Raw genomic sequence first — 17,718 nt, 5'->3', positions numbered from 1 at the left:
GGGGATGGGGGTGGGGTGGGACTCAGGCGGGGACAGCGGCGGCCTCCCGCGGGCCTCCGCGCGATCCGGCGAGGCGAGCGAGCAGCGCCCCGGCGACACGATCGGTCTGCCGGAACGACAGCGCGTCGCTGCGCGGGCGGGTGAACGCGCCGCCCTCGGGATGCGAGGTGAACGGGCCGATCGCGAACAGGGCGTCGTGGACCGCGCCGTCGGCGCGACGCACCCTACCGTCCGCGTCGACGACGACGCGCCCAATGGTGAGCGTGCGCTCGCCGTCGGCGACCCGCAGGACGGTGCCGTGCACGGTGGCCAGCTGGCGCAGAGCGGCGCTGTCGCTGGTGGCCGCGTCGCTCGGCGGAAGCCAGGCGTCGACGAGGGTCCGCGCCCGCGTCGCACCCGGCCGAGACGGGCTGGATGCCGCGAACGACGCCCCGGAGGGGCCGCCCGCGTCGATCGCGATCTCGAGGTCGGGGCCGAGGAAGCGGACGATGCCGGCGTCGGCGAGCGCGAGCAGCTCCTCGAGACGGTGCGCGGGCGGGCCGCTCGCGACGTAGCTGAAGAAGGTGTGCCAGCGCACGGGCAGCAGGTCGGCGCGCGAGCGGGCGTTCCACCGTTCCGCGGGGATCTCGCTGAGCGCCAGGAAGGAGAGCAGGATCGCGAAGAAGAGCCCCTGCGCGGGGCTGCGCTCGGGCGCGGTGCGCAGGTGGAGGTCGCCGCGGATGTGGGCGACGACCGCATCGTGCGCGTCGTCGCCGTCGCGGAAGACCGCGCCCGCGAAAGGGCGATCGAGGGCGGCGATGTCGAGCCGGTCCAGCGGGTCGGTGACGAGCGCGGCCAGCGCCGCGTGCAGCGCGGGGTCGTCCCAGGCGTGCGTCGACAGCAGCGCCCGCGCCTGCTCCCACGTGCCCGCGACCCGGTCGGGGTACCCCGTGAACAGCTCGCGATAGTGACCGTGGAGGAGCTCGCCGGCGATCAGCGGCCAGGCGTCGCGCTCGAAGTCGACGAGACGCCCGTCGTCGCCGGATGCCGCGAGGGCCGCGATCGCGGTCGGTGTGAGCACCTCGCGGCGGGGAGCCTCGCCCCGCAGCTGCGACGAGACCTTGGACCGGTAGGGGACCCCCCGTCGGGAGCCGAGATGCAGTCGGGGCTCGCGGCCGGAGGGGACGTAGCGCAGACCGTCCGCCGTGCGCTCGAACCGCCCCCCGCGCCCCTGCGTCAGCAGGACGACGAGATCGACCGCGGCGAGCCCGAGCCCCCGCACGATGACGTCGGCGGCCGCGGGGACCCCGTCGAGGTCGAGGTCTGCGGTGAACGCCGGCGGGATGTAGTCCAGGCCCGCACGTCGCGCGGCGTCCGCGAGGACCGCGGTCGGGCTGCCCGCGGCGGGGGCCGAGGCGACGTGGCCGATCGCGTAGACCACGGCATCCGTGGGCAGTGTCCGGCCCGAGGCGAGGGCGACCTCCCACTCCGCGCCGACGGCACGCACCTCGGTCACCTCGTCGACGTGCGTGCGGATGACGACGCCCTCGGGCGCCGCCGCGACCACCCGGCGCGCGAACCACTCCAGGTAGAAGCTCTGCAGCCGCCGGGTGGGGAACGCGTCGCCGGTCAGGGCCCGGGCCTCGGCGGCCACGACCTCGTCGTCGATCTCGACGTCGGCGAGGAGACCCTCCCGCCAGGACTGCGCCCACTCGATCAGCGAGGGCCCCGCGACGACCGGCCCCTCGATGGAACAGGTCTCGTCGGTGAACACCGTGACGTCCTGTGCCATCGAGTTGAGCTTCAGCAGCGGCGACTGCGCGCGCCGCCAGATGCGCCCCGCCCCGAGCGGATGGGGGTCGACGAGATCGATCCTCAGATCGGAGGCGGCGTCGGAGCGCGCGACGATCCGCTCCAGCAGCATGATCGCCCGGGGACCGCCCCCGACGATGACCAGGCGCGAGGTCATCGAACGGCGACGCTCGCGTCGAGGGGACGCACGGCGGGAAGCCCCAACAGGTCGCGGAGGGTCGCGCCGTCCTCGTACGCCTGACGGTACGAGCCGCGCTCCTGCAGCAGGGGCACCACCCGGTCGGCGAACTCGTCGAGACCGTGCGGGGTGAGGTGACCGACGATCGTGAAGCCGTCGGTCGCGCGCCCCTGCACGTAGCGGTCGATCTCGGCGGCGATGTGCGCCGGCGTCCCGACGAAGGTGTGCCGCGCGGTGAGGCGGATGACGACCTCGCGGATGCTGAGGTTCTCGCTCTCGCTGAGTTCGCGCAGCGAGGCGATGCGCCGCCGCACCGCGGCGTGACGGTTCGCCCACCCGTGGTCCGACTCGGCGCCCGTGTCCGGATCGATCTCGGGGAGCGGACCGTCCGGGTCGTAGCCGCTGAGGTCGCGCCCCCACACCTGTTCGACGTAGGTCAGGGCGACCTCGGGGCGCACCTGCTGGCGGGCGATCTCCCGCGAGCGCTCCTCGGCCTCCTCGGCGGTGTCGCCGATCACGAAGCTGGCGGCGGGGAGGATCTTCAGCGACTCCTCGTCGCGGCCCCCGGCGGCCAGGCGGCCCTTGACGTCGTCGTAGAAGGTCCGCGCGTCGTCGAACTCGGTGTGCAACGAGAAGATCACCTCGGCGTGGGCGGCCCCGAAGTCGCGGCCGTCGGCGGAGTCGCCCGCCTGCACGATCACCGGCCGCCCCTGCGGGGAGCGCGGCACGTCGAAGACCGCGTCGACGTCGAACTGGGCGCCGCTGTGACGCACCCGTGCGGGTGCGCCCGCACGCAGGTACTCCCCCGCGGCGGCATCCGCGACGACGTCGCCCTCCGACCACGAGTCCCAGAGCTTCTTCGCGAGCTCCGCGAACTCGGCGGCGCGCGTGTAGCGATCGGCGTGGTCGAGGAAGCCGCCGCGGCGGAAGTTCGCGCCGTGGAACGCATCCGAGCTCGTCACGGCGTTCCACCCGGCGCGTCCGGCGGAGAGCCAATCGAGGGTGGCGAGCTCCCGCGCCAGCTCGTACGGCTCGTTGAACGTGGTGTTGAGCGTGCCGACGAGCCCGACGTGATCCGTGACGGCGGCGAGCGCCGCGAGCACCGACAGGGTGTTGGGCCGGCCGACGACGTCGCGTCCGTGGATGCGACCGCGATGCTCGCGCAGGCGCAGCCCCTCCGCGAGGAAGACGTAGTCGAACAGCCCCTTCTCGGCCGTGCGACCGAAGTACTCGAAGGAGGAGAAGTCGAGCTGGCTGCCCGAATGCGGGTCGTTCCACACCGTCGTGTTGTTGACGCCCGGGAAGTGGGCGGCGAGATGGATCTGACGACGGCTCATGCGAAGGCCTTCTCTCGGGTGGGGGTGGTGGTCGGTCGTGCCAGACCGAGACGGCCGCGCAGGCTGACGCGGTCGTCGCGGACGAGGCCGCCGAACGCGTCGAGCAACGGGACCACGCGCTCCGCGACGGCGACGACGTCGCGCGGCTGACGAGCGGGTCGCAGGCGCACGCCGTCGACGCCGGTCGCCGCCAGCGCGCGGATCTCGTCCACGACCTCGAGCGGGGTGCCGATGACGATGCGCGCATCGGAGGCGAACGCGGAGCCGGCGAGATCGTCCAGACGCGCGGCGGCGGCGCGCGCCGCGGCCGGGGTCTCCTCGATCAGCACGACCAGATCGGCGAACACCCGGAGGCGCTCCCGCCCGCGTCGGTGCGCGGCGACGGCCTGATCGAGCTCGGCCAGGATCCCCGTGGCCGACGCCTCGTCGTGCGGTGTGACGAAGACGACGTCGGCCTGCTCGGCGGCCAGTCGGAACGGCACCGTCTGGTGCGCGAGCACCGTGATCAGCGGACGCCCCTGCGGCGAGCGCGGCACGATCGACGCCCCCTCGACGGAGAAGAACTCGCCCTCGAACCGCGCGGGGTGCACACGATCGGGGTCGAGGAAGAGGCCCGCGGCCGTGTCGCGGACGATGGCGTCGTCGTCCCACGAGTCCCACAGTCGTGTCAGCACCTCGGCGAACTCGCCCGCCTCGCGGAAGGCGGCCACCAGCTCGGGCGCGTCCTCGACCCGTCCGGACGCCGGGAGCCGTCCCGGCCCGTCCGGACGACGTCCGAAGTTCGCGCGCTCGGCGGGCGACGCGCCCGCGACGAGGCGGACGCCCGCGCGGCCACGGCTCGCGAAGTCCAGCGTCTGGATGCCGGTGGCGACGTGGAACGGCTCGGGGTGCGCGGTCGTGACCGTCGGTACGAGCCCGATCCGCTGCGTGAGGGGAGCGACGTACGACGCGACGAGGACGGCGTCGAGGCGGCCGCGGACCCGATCCGATGCCGGGTGCTGCGCGTCCTCGAAGCGGTCGGTGAAGCTGAGGGCGTCTTCGATCGTGGCGAGCACGAGACCCGCGCGGTCGGCGCTCGCCACGAGGCGCCGCCAGTAGTGCGGGCTCTGCAGGTCGTGTGGGGCGGCGGAGGCGTCGCGCCAGGCGGCGGGGTGCCACCCGGCCCGGTCGAGGGCGAGGGCGAGATGAACCGGGGCTGTCATGTCGGCCACTGTGCGTCGGCCCCACACGATCTCTCAACCGGCGACGACACAGGACGACGCACCTCGACACGCGGCGTCATCTTCCCCGTGGGTTCGTCGTGAGACGGGTGCGGTCACCGGCCTAGGCTCGGGGCATGACCCGTCCCGATCGGCACGACGCCCCCACGACCCATCTCGACACGCGGGCGGTGCACGCCGGCAACCGGGTCGACCCGGCTTCCGGCGCGATCCGGACGCCGGTGGTGATGGCCAACTCCTACGCGCTGCCCGAGGACCCGTCCGCCCTCGACTGGTCGGGCACCGACGTGCCGCTGTACACCCGGAACTCGGGCGTCAACCAGCTCGCGCTCCAGGAGAAGCTCGCGGCACTGGAAGAGGGCGAGGATGCCGTGGCCCTGGCATCCGGCGTCGCGGCGCTGCACGCGGTCTTCTTCACGTTCCTGCGCACCGGCGACCATGTCGTCGTCGCCGACGTCACCTACGAGGCCAGCTGGCGGCTGTTCGCGCAGCTGCTCCCGGAGAAGTACGGCATCGACGCGACGTTCGTGGATGCCGCCGATCCCGCCGCCGTCGAGAACGCCATCCGCCCCGAAACGCGGCTGATCCACGTCGAGACGATCGGCAACCCCACGACGAAGGTGACCGACATCGCCGCCGTCGCGCGCATCGCGCACGCCGCGGGCGCGTTGCTGTCGGTCGACTCCACCTTCACGCCGCCGCCCCTCTACCGGCCGCTCGCCGACGGGGCCGATCTGGTCGTCCACTCGCTGACGAAGTTCATCAACGGCCACGGCGATGCGATGGGCGGTGCGGTCATCGGCCGTCGGGAGCTCATCCAGCAGATCAAGGCGGACGCGATGGTCGACGTCGGCGGCGTCATCTCGCCCTTCAACGCGTGGCTCATCCAGCGCGGGTCGGTGACGCTGCCGCTGCGTCTGCCCCGTCACCTGGAGACGGCGCAGCGGCTCGCCCGCGTGCTGGACGCCGATCCGCGCATCGCCTTCGTCGCCTATCCGGGGCTGGAGAGCCACCCGCAGCACGAGATCGCGCGACGTCAGTTCGGCGGGCGCGGGTTCGGCGCCGTCATGGCGTTCGCCGTCGACGGGGGTCCCGAGGTGCAGAACCGGTTCGTCTCGCACCTTCGCGTCATCACCTCGGCCGTCTCCCTGGGGCACGACGAGTCCCTCATCGTCCACATCGGCACGGGCGGCCCGCGGACCCTCGCGTACCCGGAACCGTTCCGCCGCTACGGTCATCTGCGTTTCTCGGTGGGGCTCGAGGACGCCCGCGACCTGGAGGCCGACCTCCTCGCCGCGCTCGACGACACGTTCGCATGAGGCCCTCCGACGCGCACGTGTTGCCCGACGTGTCGGACGCGTTTGCGTGTCGCATCGCGGACGCCGACAGTGGACGGATGACCGCATCGCCCGCCACGGCCGCCAGCGAGATCGCGCTGGACAACGCCGCCTGGTCCTCCCTTGCCGGCCCCCATGCGACGTTCGCGATCGGCGACGACCTCGCCCGCCGGTATCCGGAGGACGTCGCGCCGTTCGTGGCGGTGCGATCGTGGGACGAGCCGGGCGTCTGGGACGCGTTGCGCGGCATCCTCTCGCCGGGTGAGGCGTTCGGGCTGTCCGGCTTCGACGGCGAGCTCCCGCCCGGATGGGCGCTGCTCGGCGGCGGCGACGGGGTGCAGCTGGTCGAGACGGCGGCGCTGTCGCCGCGCCCCGACGACGAGGCGGTGCTCCTGGGCGCCGACGACGTGCCCGAGATGCTCGCGCTCGTGGAGCGCAATCAGCCCGGTCCGTTCCGCCCCCGCACCCACGAGCTCGGTCGCTACATCGGCATCCGCCGCGGCGACCGCCTGGTCGCGATGGCCGGCGAGCGCCTGCACCCGCAGGGGTGGACGGAGATCAGCGCCGTCGCCGTCGACGACGACCATCGCCGACAGGGGTTGGCGTCCCGTCTCGTGCTCGACGTCGCGTTCCACATCCAGCAGCGCGGCGACCGCGCCCTCCTGCACGCCGCGGCGTCGAACACGGGTGCCATCGCCGCGTACGAGAGGCTCGGCTTCGCGTTGCGGCGACGCACGCGGTTCAGCTCCGTGCGCGCACCCCTCTGACCGCCGCGCCGCGTGACGCCGCGTGACACGAGCCGGGCGATCCGACGCGGCGGCGCGCCTAGCGTGGAGGCGTGACCCGTCCCCTACGTGCGCTCGGCTTCCTCACCATTGGCCTCTTCGACCGCGCCGACCCCCGACCCGGACATGAGGCGACCCTCGCGATCATCGAGCGGGCCGAGCGGCTCGGCTTCGACAGCGCCTGGCTGCGCGATCGCCACCTCCAGTACGGCATCTCGTCGCCGGTCGCCGTCCTGGCGGCCGCGTCGCAGCGCACCCGCCGCATCCGCCTCGGCACCGCCGTCATCCCGCTCGGGTTCGAGAACCCCTTCCGTCTGGCCGAGGACCTGGCGACCGTCGACGTCCTCTCCGGCGGCCGGCTGGAGCCCGGATTCTCGGTCGGTCCGCCGCGCCGCTTCGATGAGATCGCCGAGGCGCTCTACCCCGACACCGCCGCCCACGAGCGGTTCGGCTACGAGAGGCTGGCGCGCCTGCGGCGGTACCTCGCCGGCGACGCGGTGAGCGCCTTCGCCGGCGTGGAAGGCATCGAGGAGTACTCGGAGCGCATCGAACCGCACTCCGCGACGCTCGCGCAGCGCCTCTGGTACGGCGCGGGCAGTCCCGAGTCCACACGGTGGGCGGCCGAGAACGGGTTCCATCTGCTCACCAGCAGCGTGATCCAGTCGCGGGAGACCACCGACTTCGACCGCGAGCAGCACGCCCAGATCCGCCTCTTCCGCGAGCATCATCCCGACGGCGAGCGCGCCCGCGTCTCGCAGGGCCTGGTCGTCATCCCCACCGACACCGCGACGGCGGATCAGCGCGAGCGGTACCGCGCGTACGCGGCGTCGCGCGCGCACCGCGTGGGCGTGCCGCACGGCCCCAAGCGGATGCTGTTCGCGGCCGACATCGTCGGCACCTCGGAGGAGATCGCCCAGACGCTGACGCAAAGCCGGGCCTTCGCCGAGGTCGACGAGGTGGCCTTCGCACTGCCGTTCAGCTTCCGCGAGGCGGACTACGTCCAGATCCTCGAGGATATCGCCGGCGTGCTCGCCCCGCTCCTGGGCTGGGAGCCGGCGGCGGACGCCACGGTGTGATCGCCGCCGTCACCAGCCGCGGAAGGCGTCTCCGGGCGTCGGTCCGACGGCGACGGGCCGGCGCCGATCACGCGCCCACTGGCTCCACGAGCCGGCGTAGACGGCGGCGTCGATGCCCGCCGTCGCCAGCGCGAGCGCGGAGTGGGCCGAGGCGACGCCCGTCCCGCAGTACAGCACGACCTCGCCGTCCGGATCGATGCCATGCGCCCACAGGATCGACCGCACCTCGGCGGCGTCGTGCAGCGCTCCGCCGTCGCGGATGAACGTCGTGGTGGGCAGGTTGACGGCGCCGGGGATGTGGCCCGCCGCCGGATCGGCCCCCGCCGCGGTGCCGCGATAGTGTGCCGGCGCCCGCACATCGATCAGGACGCCGTCCACGGGCGCGCGCGCCGCATCGTCGATGCCGACGACGCGGGGGCCGCGCCCCGTCAGGGTGACGCCGCCGGGCTCGGCCACGTGGTCGCCCGCGCTGACCGGCAGGCCCCGGGCGACCCAGGCGCGGATCCCTCCGTCGAGAACGCGGATGTCGATGCCCCGGTCGCGCAGCAGCCACCACGCGCGCGCCGCCGCCACGGAGTCGTTGTCGTCGTACGCGACCACGAGGTCGCCGTCGTCGATCCCCCACCGGCGGGCCGCGCGCTCGATGTCCTCCGCGTGCGGAAGCGGCAGGCGTCCTTCCTCCGGGTGGCCGCGTCGGGCGAGATCCCGCTCGAGGTCGACGTACACGGCATCCGGCAGGTGAGCCGCGAGGTAGGCGGGCCGACCCTCCGGCACGTCCAGTCGCCAGCGCACGTCGAGCAGCCTCACGGGTCTCGCGTCGGCGAGCGCCGCGCTCAGTCCGTCGACGTCGATGAGATGCGGCATCTCCCCAGGCTCTCCCCGCGAGCCGTCGAGCGGAAACGAGGTCGAAACCAATCGCAACAGGACGAAAGACGGCGTCGCATTGACGCCCGCGGTGTCACACCAGGCTGGCGATGAGCCCCTCGACGCGCGCCCTGATGTCGTCGCGGATGCCGCGCACCACCTCGACCGGCTGACCGGCCGGGTCGGTGAGCTCCCAGTCCTCGTAGCGCTTGCCCGGGAAGATGGGGCACGCGTCGCCGCAACCCATCGTGATGACGACGTCGGCCTGCCGCACGGCATCCGTCGTGAGGATCTGCGGCGTCGCGGTCGACAGGTCGATCCCCTCCTCGGCCATGACGGCGACGGCTGCCGGGTTGACGGCGTCGCCGGGTTCGCTCCCGGCGGAGAAGACGTCGATGCGATCCCCGGCGAGGGCGCGGAGGTAGCCGGCGGCCATCTGCGAACGACCGGCGTTGTGCACGCAGACGAAGAGCACGGCGGGAGCGGTGGCGGACATTGTTCCTCCGTGTCGGGCGACGGTGTGGGACGCGGGCGGTGCGACGGTGCTCGCCGCCGCCGCCGAATGGTCCGCACCAGAGGATCCCCGATGCGTCGACGGATGTCAACACGGGCGTCGCCGGCTCGTGTGGGCGCCGTGCCCCGATCGGCCGGCGAAGATCATCCTCCCGGCGGATGCCGGTGCATCCGCCGTCCGATGTGCGGCTCCCGCGCCGTCCGTAGCGTCGAGACCATGACCACCTCGACCCTCGTCCTCGCTCCGGCCTCCCCTCCCGCGACGTCGTCGTCGCGGACCGCGCGCGTGCCGCGGAACACGCGGATCGCGCTGTCCGACCGCGGGGCGGCGACGTCCGTCGGCGCCGCCGTGCTGTCGATCCTCGGCAGCATGATCGCGATCGGCGTGGCCGCGATGGGCCTGCTCGTGGTGCCCGTGGCGGCGCTGGTGGTCTTCGGCCCGGCGCTGCTGGCACGCTTTTGAGCGCGACCGCCCCGGTGCGCGATGCGTCGACGTGGGTTCACGGCGGCGTGGGGCAGCTCCCGGTACGGTGAAGGCATGACGGAGACAGCCCCCGCCGCCTCCCCCGCTCCGGCGGCCGCCGCGGCATCCGCGCGCACGCACGCCGTCGTCCGGCTCATGCGTCATCTGCCCGCCACCCTGCTCACGGTCGTGGCGATCCTCGTCGTGGGCGTGCTGTCGCAGGGCCTCTGGGAGCCCTTCGACGAGAGCGCCGGCATGGACGTGTGGGCCTACGGACTGCCCGCCCTGCAGGCCGGTCGCTGGTGGACGCCGCTGACGGGCACCTTCTTCGTCGCCGAGCCGTGGCTCTTCGTCCCGACCATCCTCGGCTTCATCGGGATGGGCGTCCTCGAATACGCCCGCGGCACGCGCGTCGCCCTCGCCTACTTCTGGATCGGTCAGATCGTCGCCGTCCTCGCCACGGCGCTGCTCCTGGCCGCGCTCAGCGTCTTCTCCGGGTGGGAGTGGGTGCAGGAGACCGCGACCACGCTCGACGTCGGCGCCAGCGGCGGCACGTTCGCCTGCATCGCCGCGGTCATGGGCCTCCTGGCGTCGCCGTGGCGCCTGCGCGGCTGGCTCGTGCTCATCGCCGTCGTGATCGTCGGCGTGCTCGTGCTCGGAACCGTGGCGGACCTCTCACACCTCCTCGCGGTCGTGGCCGTCCTCCTCTTCGACCGCACGCTGCGGCCCCGCCGTGCGACGCTGCGGGAGCAGCGGCTCATCGCGTTCATCGGCATGGTGTCGTTCGTGGGCATCGAGGTGATCCTGACGATCATCCCGACCTACGGCCCGTTCGGCAGCACCGATCCGCTCTCCAGCTCGTGGATCACGACGGTCATCGACGTCGTCGTCGTCCTCGTGATCGCGCAGGGCCTGCACCGCGCGCGTCGCTGGGCGTGGATCTGCGCACTCGTGCTGCTGTCGCTCAACATCCTCTCGGCGACGCTCCTCGCCGCCGTCGTCACCCTCGACGTCCACTTCGACCTGGGCGTGCCCATCGACGGCGAGACGGCCATCGAGATCGGGAGCGGACTCATCGCCCTCGTGCTGCTGGTGTACCTCGTGCTCGTGCGCGGCGCGTTCGCCGGCGCTCCGCGCACGGCGCTCGGGGCACGAGGGGCGGAGCCGACCGCCCGCGATGCCGCCGACCTCATCCGCACCCACGGCGGCGGGACGCTCTCGTGGATGACGACCTGGGAGGGCAACAGCTACCTCGGCACCAGCACCGGCATCGTGACCTATCAGATCCGGGCGGGCGCAGCCATCGCGCTGGCCGATCCGCTCGGACCGGAAGAGGGACGCGCCTCCTCGGTCGCGGAGTTCATCGCGGCGGCCGAGCAGGCGGGCCTGGCACCGTGCTTCTTCAGCGCCGGCGCATCGACGCTCGAGGCCGTGCCCCCGACGTGGCGCTCGCTCGTCGTCGCCGACGACACCATCGTCGATCTCCCGGGCCTGGCCTACACCGGAAAGCGGTGGAACTCCGTCCGCACGACGCTCAACCGGGCCGGTCGCGAGGACATGACCTTCCGCCTCACCCGCCTCCGCGACGAGTCGTGGGGTGTGCGCACGCAGCTGCAGGCGATCTCGAACCAGTGGGTCGGCGAGAAGCAGCTCCCGGAGATGCGCTTCACGCTCGGCACGCTCGCCGAGGCCGACGACCCCGAGGTGCGCATCGCCCTCGCACTGGACCCGCGCGGGGACGTGCACGGGTTCCTGTCGTGGATGCCGGTGTACGGCGAGAGCGGCATCCGGGGATGGACGCTCGATCTGATGCGTCGCCGGGAGCACGGGTTCGGCCCCGTCATGGAGTACCTGATCGGCAGCTCCGCCGCGGCGTTCCGCGACGAAGGCGCCGAGATCATGTCCCTGTCCGGCGCCCCCCTCGCGCACGAGTACCCGCCCGAGGCGCAGGGGCTGTCGGCGCTGAGCACGCGCCTGTCGGACGCGCTGGAGCCCGTCTACGGCTTCCAGTCGCTCCACCGCTTCAAGCAGAAGTTCCACCCGCGGTACGAGACGATGTACCTGCTGTTCCGCGACGAGGCCGACCTGCCGCGGATCGGCGCCGGACTGACCCGGGCCTTCCTGCCGTCCGCGACGACGCGCCAGTTCGCCAGCGCCGGTCTGGAGCTGCTGCGCGGGGAGCGCTGAGCGCGCGGCGGTCAGTCGTGGCCGACGAGTTTCAGGCCGACGACGCATCCGACCAGTCCCACGATGAGCAGCATCCGTACGAGCGAGAACTGCTCGTCGCCGGTGATCATCGCGTACGCGACGGTGAGCGCGGCGCCGATGCCGACCCACACGGCGTAGGCCGTGCCGGTGGAGATGTCGCGCATCGCCCACGCGAGTCCGCCCATGCTGGCGACGAGCGCCACGGCGAAGACGATCGTGGGAGCGGGCCGGCTGAAGCCCTCCGATTTGCCGAGGGCGGTGGCCCAGACGGCTTCGAGGATGCCGGAGACGATGAGGACGAGCCAGGACATGACGAGACCTTTCGGCCAGTCTTGTCGCTCACCGGGTACTGGGATCCCTCGTCCGGAGACCCTGTCGGGGTCCGGGTACGAGGATAGCGTCGCCGGCTGATCAGGAGCCGGGCACGAGCAGGAAGATCCCGTCGAGCAGTCCGGGGTTGTGGGCGTGCACCAGGACGGCGAAGACGACGGCGTCGAACAGCAGGTGCACCGTCACGACGTAGCCGAGTGAGTGCGTCTTGAGGAAGATCACCGCCTGCAGCAGAGCGAACGGGATCGTGAGCACGGGACCCCATGCCCGGTAGCCGAGCTCCCAGAGGAAGGAGACGAAGACGACGGCCTGCAGGAGGTTCGCGGCGACGTCGGGCAGGTGGCGGCGCAACAGCACGAACACGGTGCAGATGAAGAACAACTCGTCCCAGATGCCGACCGCGCCGACCCCGACGAACAGCCGGGCGATGAGCTCCGGCGAGTCGACCACGGGCCAGTTGCGGTACACGCCGGAGCTGATGAAGTAGAACGGCAGGAGGGCCCATCCGAGCACGAGCACGGCGACGAGCCAGGCCCACTGCCAGCTCTTCCAACGCCCGCCGCCGCGCCAGGGGAACCGGATGGCCCGGTCGCGGTACACCCACCGTGAGACGGCGTACGGCACCGCGACGGCGCTGCCGAGCGCGAGGGTGAAGCGGATCATGGAGAGGTCGTCGAGCTTCGCCTCGAGCGAGATCGCGCTCACGACGAGCATGCCCAGCGCGATGAGCGAGAGGTCGCGGGCGAGCGAGGGTGCGGATGCGGCGACCCGGCCCCGTTCCCGCGCGATCGCGGCGCCCACCCCGAGGGCGAGGAGCCCCACGCCGATCAGGGGCTGCAGCAGCACGAAGAACGCGGGCGCGGCCAGGCAGACGATCAGGGCGGGGCCGACGGCCGTACCCCACCGGGGGGAGGACGCGTCCGAGGCCGCCGTCGAGATCATGCCGCGTCGGAGGGGCCGCGCGCCGCGCGACGGTAGGCGAGGTCGCGGATCTCGCGCCCCTTGGCGAGCCCCTTGCGCTCGAAGGCGGTCATGACCCGTCCGTCGAAGCGCGGTGCCCACTCCCCCTCGAACGCCGCAGCGAACTCCGACGCAGAGCCCAGCACGGCGCGCATCTGCAGGGCGTAGTCCTCCCAGTCGGTCGCCAGCCGCAGCATCCCGCCGTCGCGCAGCGCCCGCGCCGCGAGCGGCGGGAAGGCGGGGGCGACGAGCCGCCGCTTGTTGTGCTTCGCCTTGTGCCACGGGTCGGGGAAGAAGATCCAGAGCTCGTCGACGCTCGCCTCGGGCAGGAGGTGCTCGAGGACCTCGGGCGCGTTCGCCTCGACCAACCGCAGATTGCGCACACCGTCGCGGTCGGCGTCGAGCATCGTCCGGGCCAGGCCCGCGCGGAACACCTCGACCGCCAGGAAGTCGGTGTCCGGCGTCTGCGCCGCGGCGCGCACGATCGCGTGGCCCTGGCCGGAGCCGATCTCGACGATCAGCGGCGCGGTGCGCCCGTAGACCTCGGCGGGCGCCATCGTCGTCCCCGGCAGGATGCTGGTGGCCGCGGCATCCCGCTGCACCTCGATCACGTACCGCGGCGACAGCTCCGCCCACGCCCGCTCCTGCGCGTCGCTCATCCGGCCGCTGCGCCGCACGAACGAGACGGGCTTGTCGCGGTAGCGCGGGGCGGGTTCGGTCTCGTGCGGCATCCGACCAGGGTACCGGCGGACGCCGCGCCGTCAGGTGGTGACGAAGTCGATGAGCTCCTCGACGCGCCCGAGCAGGGCCGGGTCGAGGTCGCGGTAGCTGTGCACGGAGCCGAGGATGCGCTGCCACGTCCGTGCGATGTCGGCCTGGTCGTGCGCGGGCCAGCCGAGCGCCCGGCTCACGCCGACCTTCCACTCGATGCCGCGCGGCACCTCCGGCCAGGACGCGATGCCGAGCGCACGCGGCAGGACGCACTGCCACACGTCGATGTGGGGGTGCCCGACGATGCGCACGTGCGCGCCGTGGGGCCCGCGCGCGACCGCGTCGGCGATGCGCGACTCCTTCGAGCCCGGCACGAGGTGGTCGACGAGCACGCCGTAGCGCCGTCCCGGCCCGGGCGGCTCGTCGCGCAGCACGGATTCGAGGAGGTCGACGCCCTGGAGGTACTCGACGACCACGCCCTCCACGCGCAGGTCGTCGCCCCACACCTTCTCGACCAGCTCGGCGTCGTGGCGGCCCTCGACGAGGATGCGGGAGGCGCGCGCGACCCGCGCCCGCGCGGTGTCGGCGGCGAAGGAGCCCGACGCCGTGCGCCGCGGCCCGGTCGCCGTGCGCCGCGGGGGCTCGAGCACGACGGCGGCGCCGTCGATCAGGAAGCCTCCGCCGAGCGGGAACAGTCGGCGCCGTCCGCGCCGATCCTCCAGCTCGACGTGGCCGGACTGGATGCCGGTGACGGCTCCGCAGAACCCGTCGCCGGCCACCTCCACCACCAGGTCGGCAGTGGCTTCGACGCGCGGGACGACGGCGCGACCGGCGTCGCGCCATCCCGCGGCGAGCACGTCCGCTCCGTACCGGTCGGGGCCGAATCCGTCGTCGATCATGGTTCCTCCGAAGCCGACACCCTACCGGGCCGACTCCCGCCGGGCGGGACGACGGGCCGCGTCCGCGCAGACCCGCAGCATCCCGTCGGCCCGCCTATCGTGCCATGCCGCGCGGGGCATAGGATCGAAGGGAGGGAGCGAGGGACCCGCGCCTCGCGCAGGGAGGATCACGCATGCGTGCGCGTCTGTGGCTGGCTCTGACGGCGGCAGCGGCGATCGTCCTCGGCGGTGCGGCGGCAGCGGTGGCGACGAGCCCCGTCGCCCTGAGCTCCTCGCGCGTCGTCGACCAGTCCGGGGTGCTCTCCGGGGCCCAGGTGTCGGAGGTCGACACGCGCTTGCGCGCCCTGACGGCCAGCTCGGGAGTGGACCTGTGGGTCGCCTACGTCCCGCAGTTCACCGACCCGTCCTCCCCCGAGGAGTGGGCGAACCAGACGGCTCAGAACAACGGTCTCGGCCCGCACCAGTACCTGCTCGCGATCTCCACCGACGGCCGGCAGTACTACCTGTCGGGGTATTCCGCGGGGCCGGTCACCGGCGACGAGCTCACCACGATCGAGCAGCAGCGGGTACAGCCCGCGCTCAGCTCCGGCGACTGGGTCGGCGCCGCGACCGCCGCCGCCGACGGGCTGGCCGACGCGATCGCGGGGGGCTCGGGAGGCACCTCGGCGGGAGGTGCCGGCGGCATCGTGCCGATCCTGCTCATCGTGGTCCTGCTGGCCCTCGCCGTGCTCGTCGTGTGGATCGTCGTCCGGTCGCGGCGCCGCGGTCCGCAGGGCGCGACGCCGGGGGCGCCGCCGCCGGTCAGCCTCGAAGACCTCGCCCGCCGCGCGTCGTCGGCTCTCGTGCAGACCGACGATGCGGTCAAGACGAGCGAGCAGGAGCTCGGCTTCGCCCGCGCGCAGTTCGGCGACGACGCCGCCCGCGAGTTCGCCGCGGCACTCGCCGACGCGAAGTCGAAGCTGGACGAGGCGTTCTCGCTCAAGCAGAGGCTGGACGACGCGACGCCCGACAGCGAATCCGACGCGCGGGCGTGGAACGCGCGCATCGTCGAGCTGTGCGACGCCGCGAACGCCCAGCTCGACGAGAAGGCCGCCGCCTTCGACGAGCTGCGCAAGCTCGAGCAGAACGCGCCCGAGGCGCTGGCCCGCCTCCAGCAGCTGCGCGCCACGGTGGGCGGCGCGCACGAGGCCGCCGCCTCGGCCCTCGCCGCCCTCCGCACGACCTACGACCCGCTCGCCCTCGCCCCGATCGCGGACAATCCCGAGCAGGCGCAGCAGCGGCTCGCGTTCGCCGACACCCTGCTGACCACCGCTCAGCAGCAGATCGGCGCCGGCAACGGCGGCGCCGCGGCCGTGAGCATCCGGGCGGCCGAGGACGCGGTCTCGCAGGCGCAGGTGCTGCAGGACGCGGTCGGTCGCCTCGGCGCCGACCTCGCGCAGGCCGAGACGGACGCCGCCGCCCTCATCGCCGACCTCGAGACCGACATCGCCGCGGCGAGCGCCCTGCCCGATCCGGACGGACGGATCGCACCGGTCATCGCGGCGACACGGGCCCAGGTGGATGCCGCCCGCGCCCTGATCACGGGCACGGCGAAGCGACCCCTGTTCGCGCGCGACGAGCTCGATCGGGCGAACGCGCAGATCGACGCCCTGCTGGCGGGCGTCCGCGACGCACAGCAGCAGGCCGCGCGCGCCGCCCAGCAGCTCGGTGGCCTCCTGGCCCAGGCGCAGGGCGAGATCTCCGCCGCCGAGGACTTCATCGGCTCGCGCCGCGGGGCCGTGGGCGCCGAGGCGCGCACGCGACTCGCCGAGGCCGGCGCCTCCCTCGTCCAGGCGCGCCAGCTGCAGCAGTCCGACCCCGCCCAGGCCCTCGCCGCCGCGCAGCGCGCCCACGACCTCGCGACGCAGGCGCTGCGCGCCGCGCAGAACGACGTGGGCGTGTTCCAGGGCGGCATGTTCGGCGGCACGGCCCCCGCGGCGCGCGGCAACGGATCGGGCGACATGATGGGCGCGATCCTCGGCGGGATCGTCATCAACTCGCTCCTCGGCGGCGGCGGTCGCCGAGGCGGTTTCGGAGGCTCGTCCGGCAGCCGCGGCGGCAGCATCTCCCCCGGCGGCTTCGGCGGGGCCGGAAGCCGGTCCCGACGCGGAGGGGGCCGTTTCTGAGCCGGCATCCCGCCCTTCTCCCGCCCACCACCACTGACCTCGCAGTCCCCGCAGTTTCCCGCTAGGAAAGGAAAACCGATGGCAAAGCAGTCCATCTTCGGCCGCATCTCGACTCTCGTGAAGGCGAACATCAACGCGATGCTCGATTCCGCCGAAGACCCGCAGAAGATGCTCGACCAGCTGGTGCGCGACTACACCAACTCGATCGCCGACGCCGAGTCCGCCATCGCTGAGACCATCGGAAACCTGCGCCTGCTCGAGCGCGACCACGAAGAGGACGTCCGTGCCGCCGCGGAATGGGGCAACAAGGCCCTCGCCGCCAGCCGCAAGGCCGACGAGCTGCGCGCGGCCGGCAACGCCGCGGATGCCGACAAGTTCGACAACCTCGCCAAGATCGCCCTGCAGCGCCAGATCAGCGAGGAGAACGAGGCCAAGGCCGTCCAGCCGACGATCGCCTCCCAGACGGAGGTCGTCGACAAGCTCAAGGACGGCCTCAACGGCATGAAGCAGAAGCTCGAGCAGCTCAAGGCGAAGCGCAGCGAGCTGCTGGCGCGCGCGAAGACCGCCGAGGCGCAGAACAAGGTGCACGACGCCGTCAAGTCGATCGACGTGCTCGACCCCACGAGCGAGCTCGGACGCTTCGAAGACAAGGTCCGTCGCCAGGAGGCGCTCGCCGCCGGCAAGGCGGAGCTGGCGGCATCCAGCCTCGACGCCCAGTTCAACGAGCTCGAGGACGTCGGCGAGCTCACCGAGGTCGAGGCGCGGCTGGCCGCGCTCAAGAGCGGCGGCAGCCCCACGGCGGCGCTCGAGCAGTAGGAACGGCGCGCACGTTCCGGGGCCCCGCCCGACGCGGGAGCCCCGGGACGGCCCGCGGCGACGGA

16 protein-coding genes and 1 riboswitch are annotated in these 17,718 nt (G+C 73.1%); of the genes, 7 read left to right on the top strand and 9 right to left on the bottom strand.

Annotated elements, in window-relative coordinates; genetic code table 11:
* Positions 1 to 22: 22 nt before the first annotated feature.
* From AC6CQV_RS03050 to AC6CQV_RS03040, 3 genes are read right to left on the bottom strand one after another with little or no spacing between them, the layout of a single operon-like run.
* Positions 23 to 1,948 (bottom strand): FAD/NAD(P)-binding protein, encoded by a 1,926-nt coding sequence (locus AC6CQV_RS03050; protein ID WP_498260229.1) that lies wholly within the window; start codon positions 1,946 to 1,948, stop codon positions 23 to 25.
* A complete protein-coding gene (locus AC6CQV_RS03045) occupies positions 1,945 to 3,306 on the bottom strand; it encodes an NtaA/DmoA family FMN-dependent monooxygenase (RefSeq protein WP_498260228.1) in 1,362 nt (453 codons plus the stop codon). The genes AC6CQV_RS03050 and AC6CQV_RS03045 overlap by 4 nt, the downstream gene beginning before the upstream one ends.
* Complete coding sequence (locus AC6CQV_RS03040; protein WP_101307259.1) at positions 3,303 to 4,508, bottom strand: LLM class flavin-dependent oxidoreductase; 1,206 nt, start codon at positions 4,506 to 4,508, stop codon at positions 3,303 to 3,305. The genes AC6CQV_RS03045 and AC6CQV_RS03040 overlap by 4 nt, the downstream gene beginning before the upstream one ends.
* A gap of 134 nt (positions 4,509 to 4,642) precedes the next feature.
* Between AC6CQV_RS03040 and AC6CQV_RS03035 the strand changes: the two genes are divergently transcribed.
* The 3 genes from AC6CQV_RS03035 (at position 4,643) to AC6CQV_RS03025 (ending at position 7,724) form a co-directional block, all read left to right on the top strand.
* Positions 4,643 to 5,845: a trans-sulfuration enzyme family protein gene (locus AC6CQV_RS03035; protein ID WP_498260227.1), complete on the top strand. Its 1,203-nt coding sequence runs from the start codon at positions 4,643 to 4,645 to the stop codon at positions 5,843 to 5,845.
* Positions 5,846 to 5,922: 77 nt separating this feature from the next.
* Positions 5,923 to 6,630 (top strand): GNAT family N-acetyltransferase, encoded by a 708-nt coding sequence (locus AC6CQV_RS03030; protein ID WP_061782538.1) that lies wholly within the window; start codon positions 5,923 to 5,925, stop codon positions 6,628 to 6,630.
* Between the two features lie 71 nt (positions 6,631 to 6,701).
* Positions 6,702 to 7,724, top strand: coding sequence for an LLM class flavin-dependent oxidoreductase (locus AC6CQV_RS03025; RefSeq protein ID WP_060960870.1), 1,023 nt, complete (start codon positions 6,702 to 6,704; stop codon positions 7,722 to 7,724).
* Between the two features lie 9 nt (positions 7,725 to 7,733).
* Here the strand turns inward: AC6CQV_RS03025 and AC6CQV_RS03020 are convergent, their stop codons facing one another.
* Complete coding sequence (locus AC6CQV_RS03020; RefSeq protein ID WP_060960871.1) at positions 7,734 to 8,588, bottom strand: sulfurtransferase; 855 nt, start codon at positions 8,586 to 8,588, stop codon at positions 7,734 to 7,736.
* 94 nt (positions 8,589 to 8,682) lie between these two features.
* Positions 8,683 to 9,084, bottom strand: a complete 402-nt coding sequence (locus AC6CQV_RS03015; protein ID WP_060960872.1) for an arsenate reductase ArsC — start codon at positions 9,082 to 9,084, stop codon at positions 8,683 to 8,685.
* Between the two features lie 234 nt (positions 9,085 to 9,318).
* Between AC6CQV_RS03015 and AC6CQV_RS03010 the strand changes: the two genes are divergently transcribed.
* Both AC6CQV_RS03010 and AC6CQV_RS03005 read left to right on the top strand, forming a co-directional pair.
* The gene (locus AC6CQV_RS03010; protein WP_498260226.1) at positions 9,319 to 9,564 is read left to right on the top strand and encodes a hypothetical protein; all 246 of its coding nucleotides are present in this window, start codon (positions 9,319 to 9,321) and stop codon (positions 9,562 to 9,564) included.
* 75 nt (positions 9,565 to 9,639) lie between these two features.
* The gene (locus AC6CQV_RS03005; RefSeq protein ID WP_498260225.1) at positions 9,640 to 11,751 is read left to right on the top strand and encodes a bifunctional lysylphosphatidylglycerol flippase/synthetase MprF; all 2,112 of its coding nucleotides are present in this window, start codon (positions 9,640 to 9,642) and stop codon (positions 11,749 to 11,751) included.
* An 11-nt stretch (positions 11,752 to 11,762) separates the two neighbouring features.
* Here the strand turns inward: AC6CQV_RS03005 and AC6CQV_RS03000 are convergent, their stop codons facing one another.
* From AC6CQV_RS03000 to AC6CQV_RS02985, 4 genes are all read right to left on the bottom strand, one after another.
* A complete protein-coding gene (locus AC6CQV_RS03000; RefSeq protein ID WP_101306654.1) occupies positions 11,763 to 12,083 on the bottom strand; it encodes a DMT family transporter in 321 nt (106 codons plus the stop codon).
* A 10-nt stretch (positions 12,084 to 12,093) separates the two neighbouring features.
* A riboswitch (guanidine-III (ykkC-III) riboswitch) is annotated at positions 12,094 to 12,160 on the bottom strand.
* Between the two features lie 23 nt (positions 12,161 to 12,183).
* The gene (locus AC6CQV_RS02995; protein ID WP_498260224.1) at positions 12,184 to 13,044 is read right to left on the bottom strand and encodes a CPBP family intramembrane glutamic endopeptidase; all 861 of its coding nucleotides are present in this window, start codon (positions 13,042 to 13,044) and stop codon (positions 12,184 to 12,186) included.
* Entirely contained in the window at positions 13,041 to 13,793 is a 753-nt protein-coding gene (gene trmB, locus AC6CQV_RS02990; protein WP_498260223.1) for a tRNA (guanosine(46)-N7)-methyltransferase TrmB, read from the bottom strand. The genes AC6CQV_RS02995 and trmB overlap by 4 nt, the downstream gene beginning before the upstream one ends.
* Before the next feature lie 30 nt (positions 13,794 to 13,823).
* Complete coding sequence (locus AC6CQV_RS02985; RefSeq protein ID WP_191008904.1) at positions 13,824 to 14,672, bottom strand: DUF3097 family protein; 849 nt, start codon at positions 14,670 to 14,672, stop codon at positions 13,824 to 13,826.
* Between the two features lie 173 nt (positions 14,673 to 14,845).
* Between AC6CQV_RS02985 and AC6CQV_RS02980 the strand changes: the two genes are divergently transcribed.
* Together AC6CQV_RS02980 and AC6CQV_RS02975 are read left to right on the top strand one after the other, a co-directional pair.
* Complete coding sequence (locus AC6CQV_RS02980; RefSeq protein WP_498260222.1) at positions 14,846 to 16,837, top strand: TPM domain-containing protein; 1,992 nt, start codon at positions 14,846 to 14,848, stop codon at positions 16,835 to 16,837.
* Between the two features lie 78 nt (positions 16,838 to 16,915).
* Positions 16,916 to 17,653: a PspA/IM30 family protein gene (locus AC6CQV_RS02975; RefSeq protein ID WP_060960880.1), complete on the top strand. Its 738-nt coding sequence runs from the start codon at positions 16,916 to 16,918 to the stop codon at positions 17,651 to 17,653.
* The last annotated feature ends 65 nt before the right edge of the window (positions 17,654 to 17,718 follow it).

Source organism: Microbacterium sp. EG9 (genome assembly GCF_059759475.1).
Note: the sequence above shows the minus strand (reverse complement) of the source record. Positions and strands in the feature narration are given on the sequence as shown.

Bases quoted from the DNA above. Each gene is read 5' to 3' on its own strand.
- AC6CQV_RS02995 (WP_498260224.1), bottom strand. From the start codon at position 13,044: ATGATCTCGACGGCGGCCTCGGACGCGTCCTCCCCCCGGTGGGGTACG.
- AC6CQV_RS03045 (WP_498260228.1), bottom strand. From the start codon at position 3,306: ATGAGCCGTCGTCAGATCCATCTCGCCGCCCACTTCCCGGGCGTCAAC.
- AC6CQV_RS03020 (WP_060960871.1), bottom strand. From the start codon at position 8,588: ATGCCGCATCTCATCGACGTCGACGGACTGAGCGCGGCGCTCGCCGAC.
- AC6CQV_RS03040 (WP_101307259.1), bottom strand. From the start codon at position 4,508: ATGACAGCCCCGGTTCATCTCGCCCTCGCCCTCGACCGGGCCGGGTGG.
- AC6CQV_RS03050 (WP_498260229.1), bottom strand. From the start codon at position 1,948: ATGACCTCGCGCCTGGTCATCGTCGGGGGCGGTCCCCGGGCGATCATG.
- AC6CQV_RS03035 (WP_498260227.1), top strand. From the start codon at position 4,643: ATGACCCGTCCCGATCGGCACGACGCCCCCACGACCCATCTCGACACG.
- AC6CQV_RS02985 (WP_191008904.1), bottom strand. From the start codon at position 14,672: ATGATCGACGACGGATTCGGCCCCGACCGGTACGGAGCGGACGTGCTC.
- AC6CQV_RS03000 (WP_101306654.1), bottom strand. From the start codon at position 12,083: ATGTCCTGGCTCGTCCTCATCGTCTCCGGCATCCTCGAAGCCGTCTGG.
- AC6CQV_RS03030 (WP_061782538.1), top strand. From the start codon at position 5,923: ATGACCGCATCGCCCGCCACGGCCGCCAGCGAGATCGCGCTGGACAAC.
- AC6CQV_RS03015 (WP_060960872.1), bottom strand. From the start codon at position 9,084: ATGTCCGCCACCGCTCCCGCCGTGCTCTTCGTCTGCGTGCACAACGCC.
- AC6CQV_RS02975 (WP_060960880.1), top strand. From the start codon at position 16,916: ATGGCAAAGCAGTCCATCTTCGGCCGCATCTCGACTCTCGTGAAGGCG.
- AC6CQV_RS02980 (WP_498260222.1), top strand. From the start codon at position 14,846: ATGCGTGCGCGTCTGTGGCTGGCTCTGACGGCGGCAGCGGCGATCGTC.
- AC6CQV_RS03010 (WP_498260226.1), top strand. From the start codon at position 9,319: ATGACCACCTCGACCCTCGTCCTCGCTCCGGCCTCCCCTCCCGCGACG.
- AC6CQV_RS03005 (WP_498260225.1), top strand. From the start codon at position 9,640: ATGACGGAGACAGCCCCCGCCGCCTCCCCCGCTCCGGCGGCCGCCGCG.
- trmB (WP_498260223.1), bottom strand. From the start codon at position 13,793: ATGCCGCACGAGACCGAACCCGCCCCGCGCTACCGCGACAAGCCCGTC.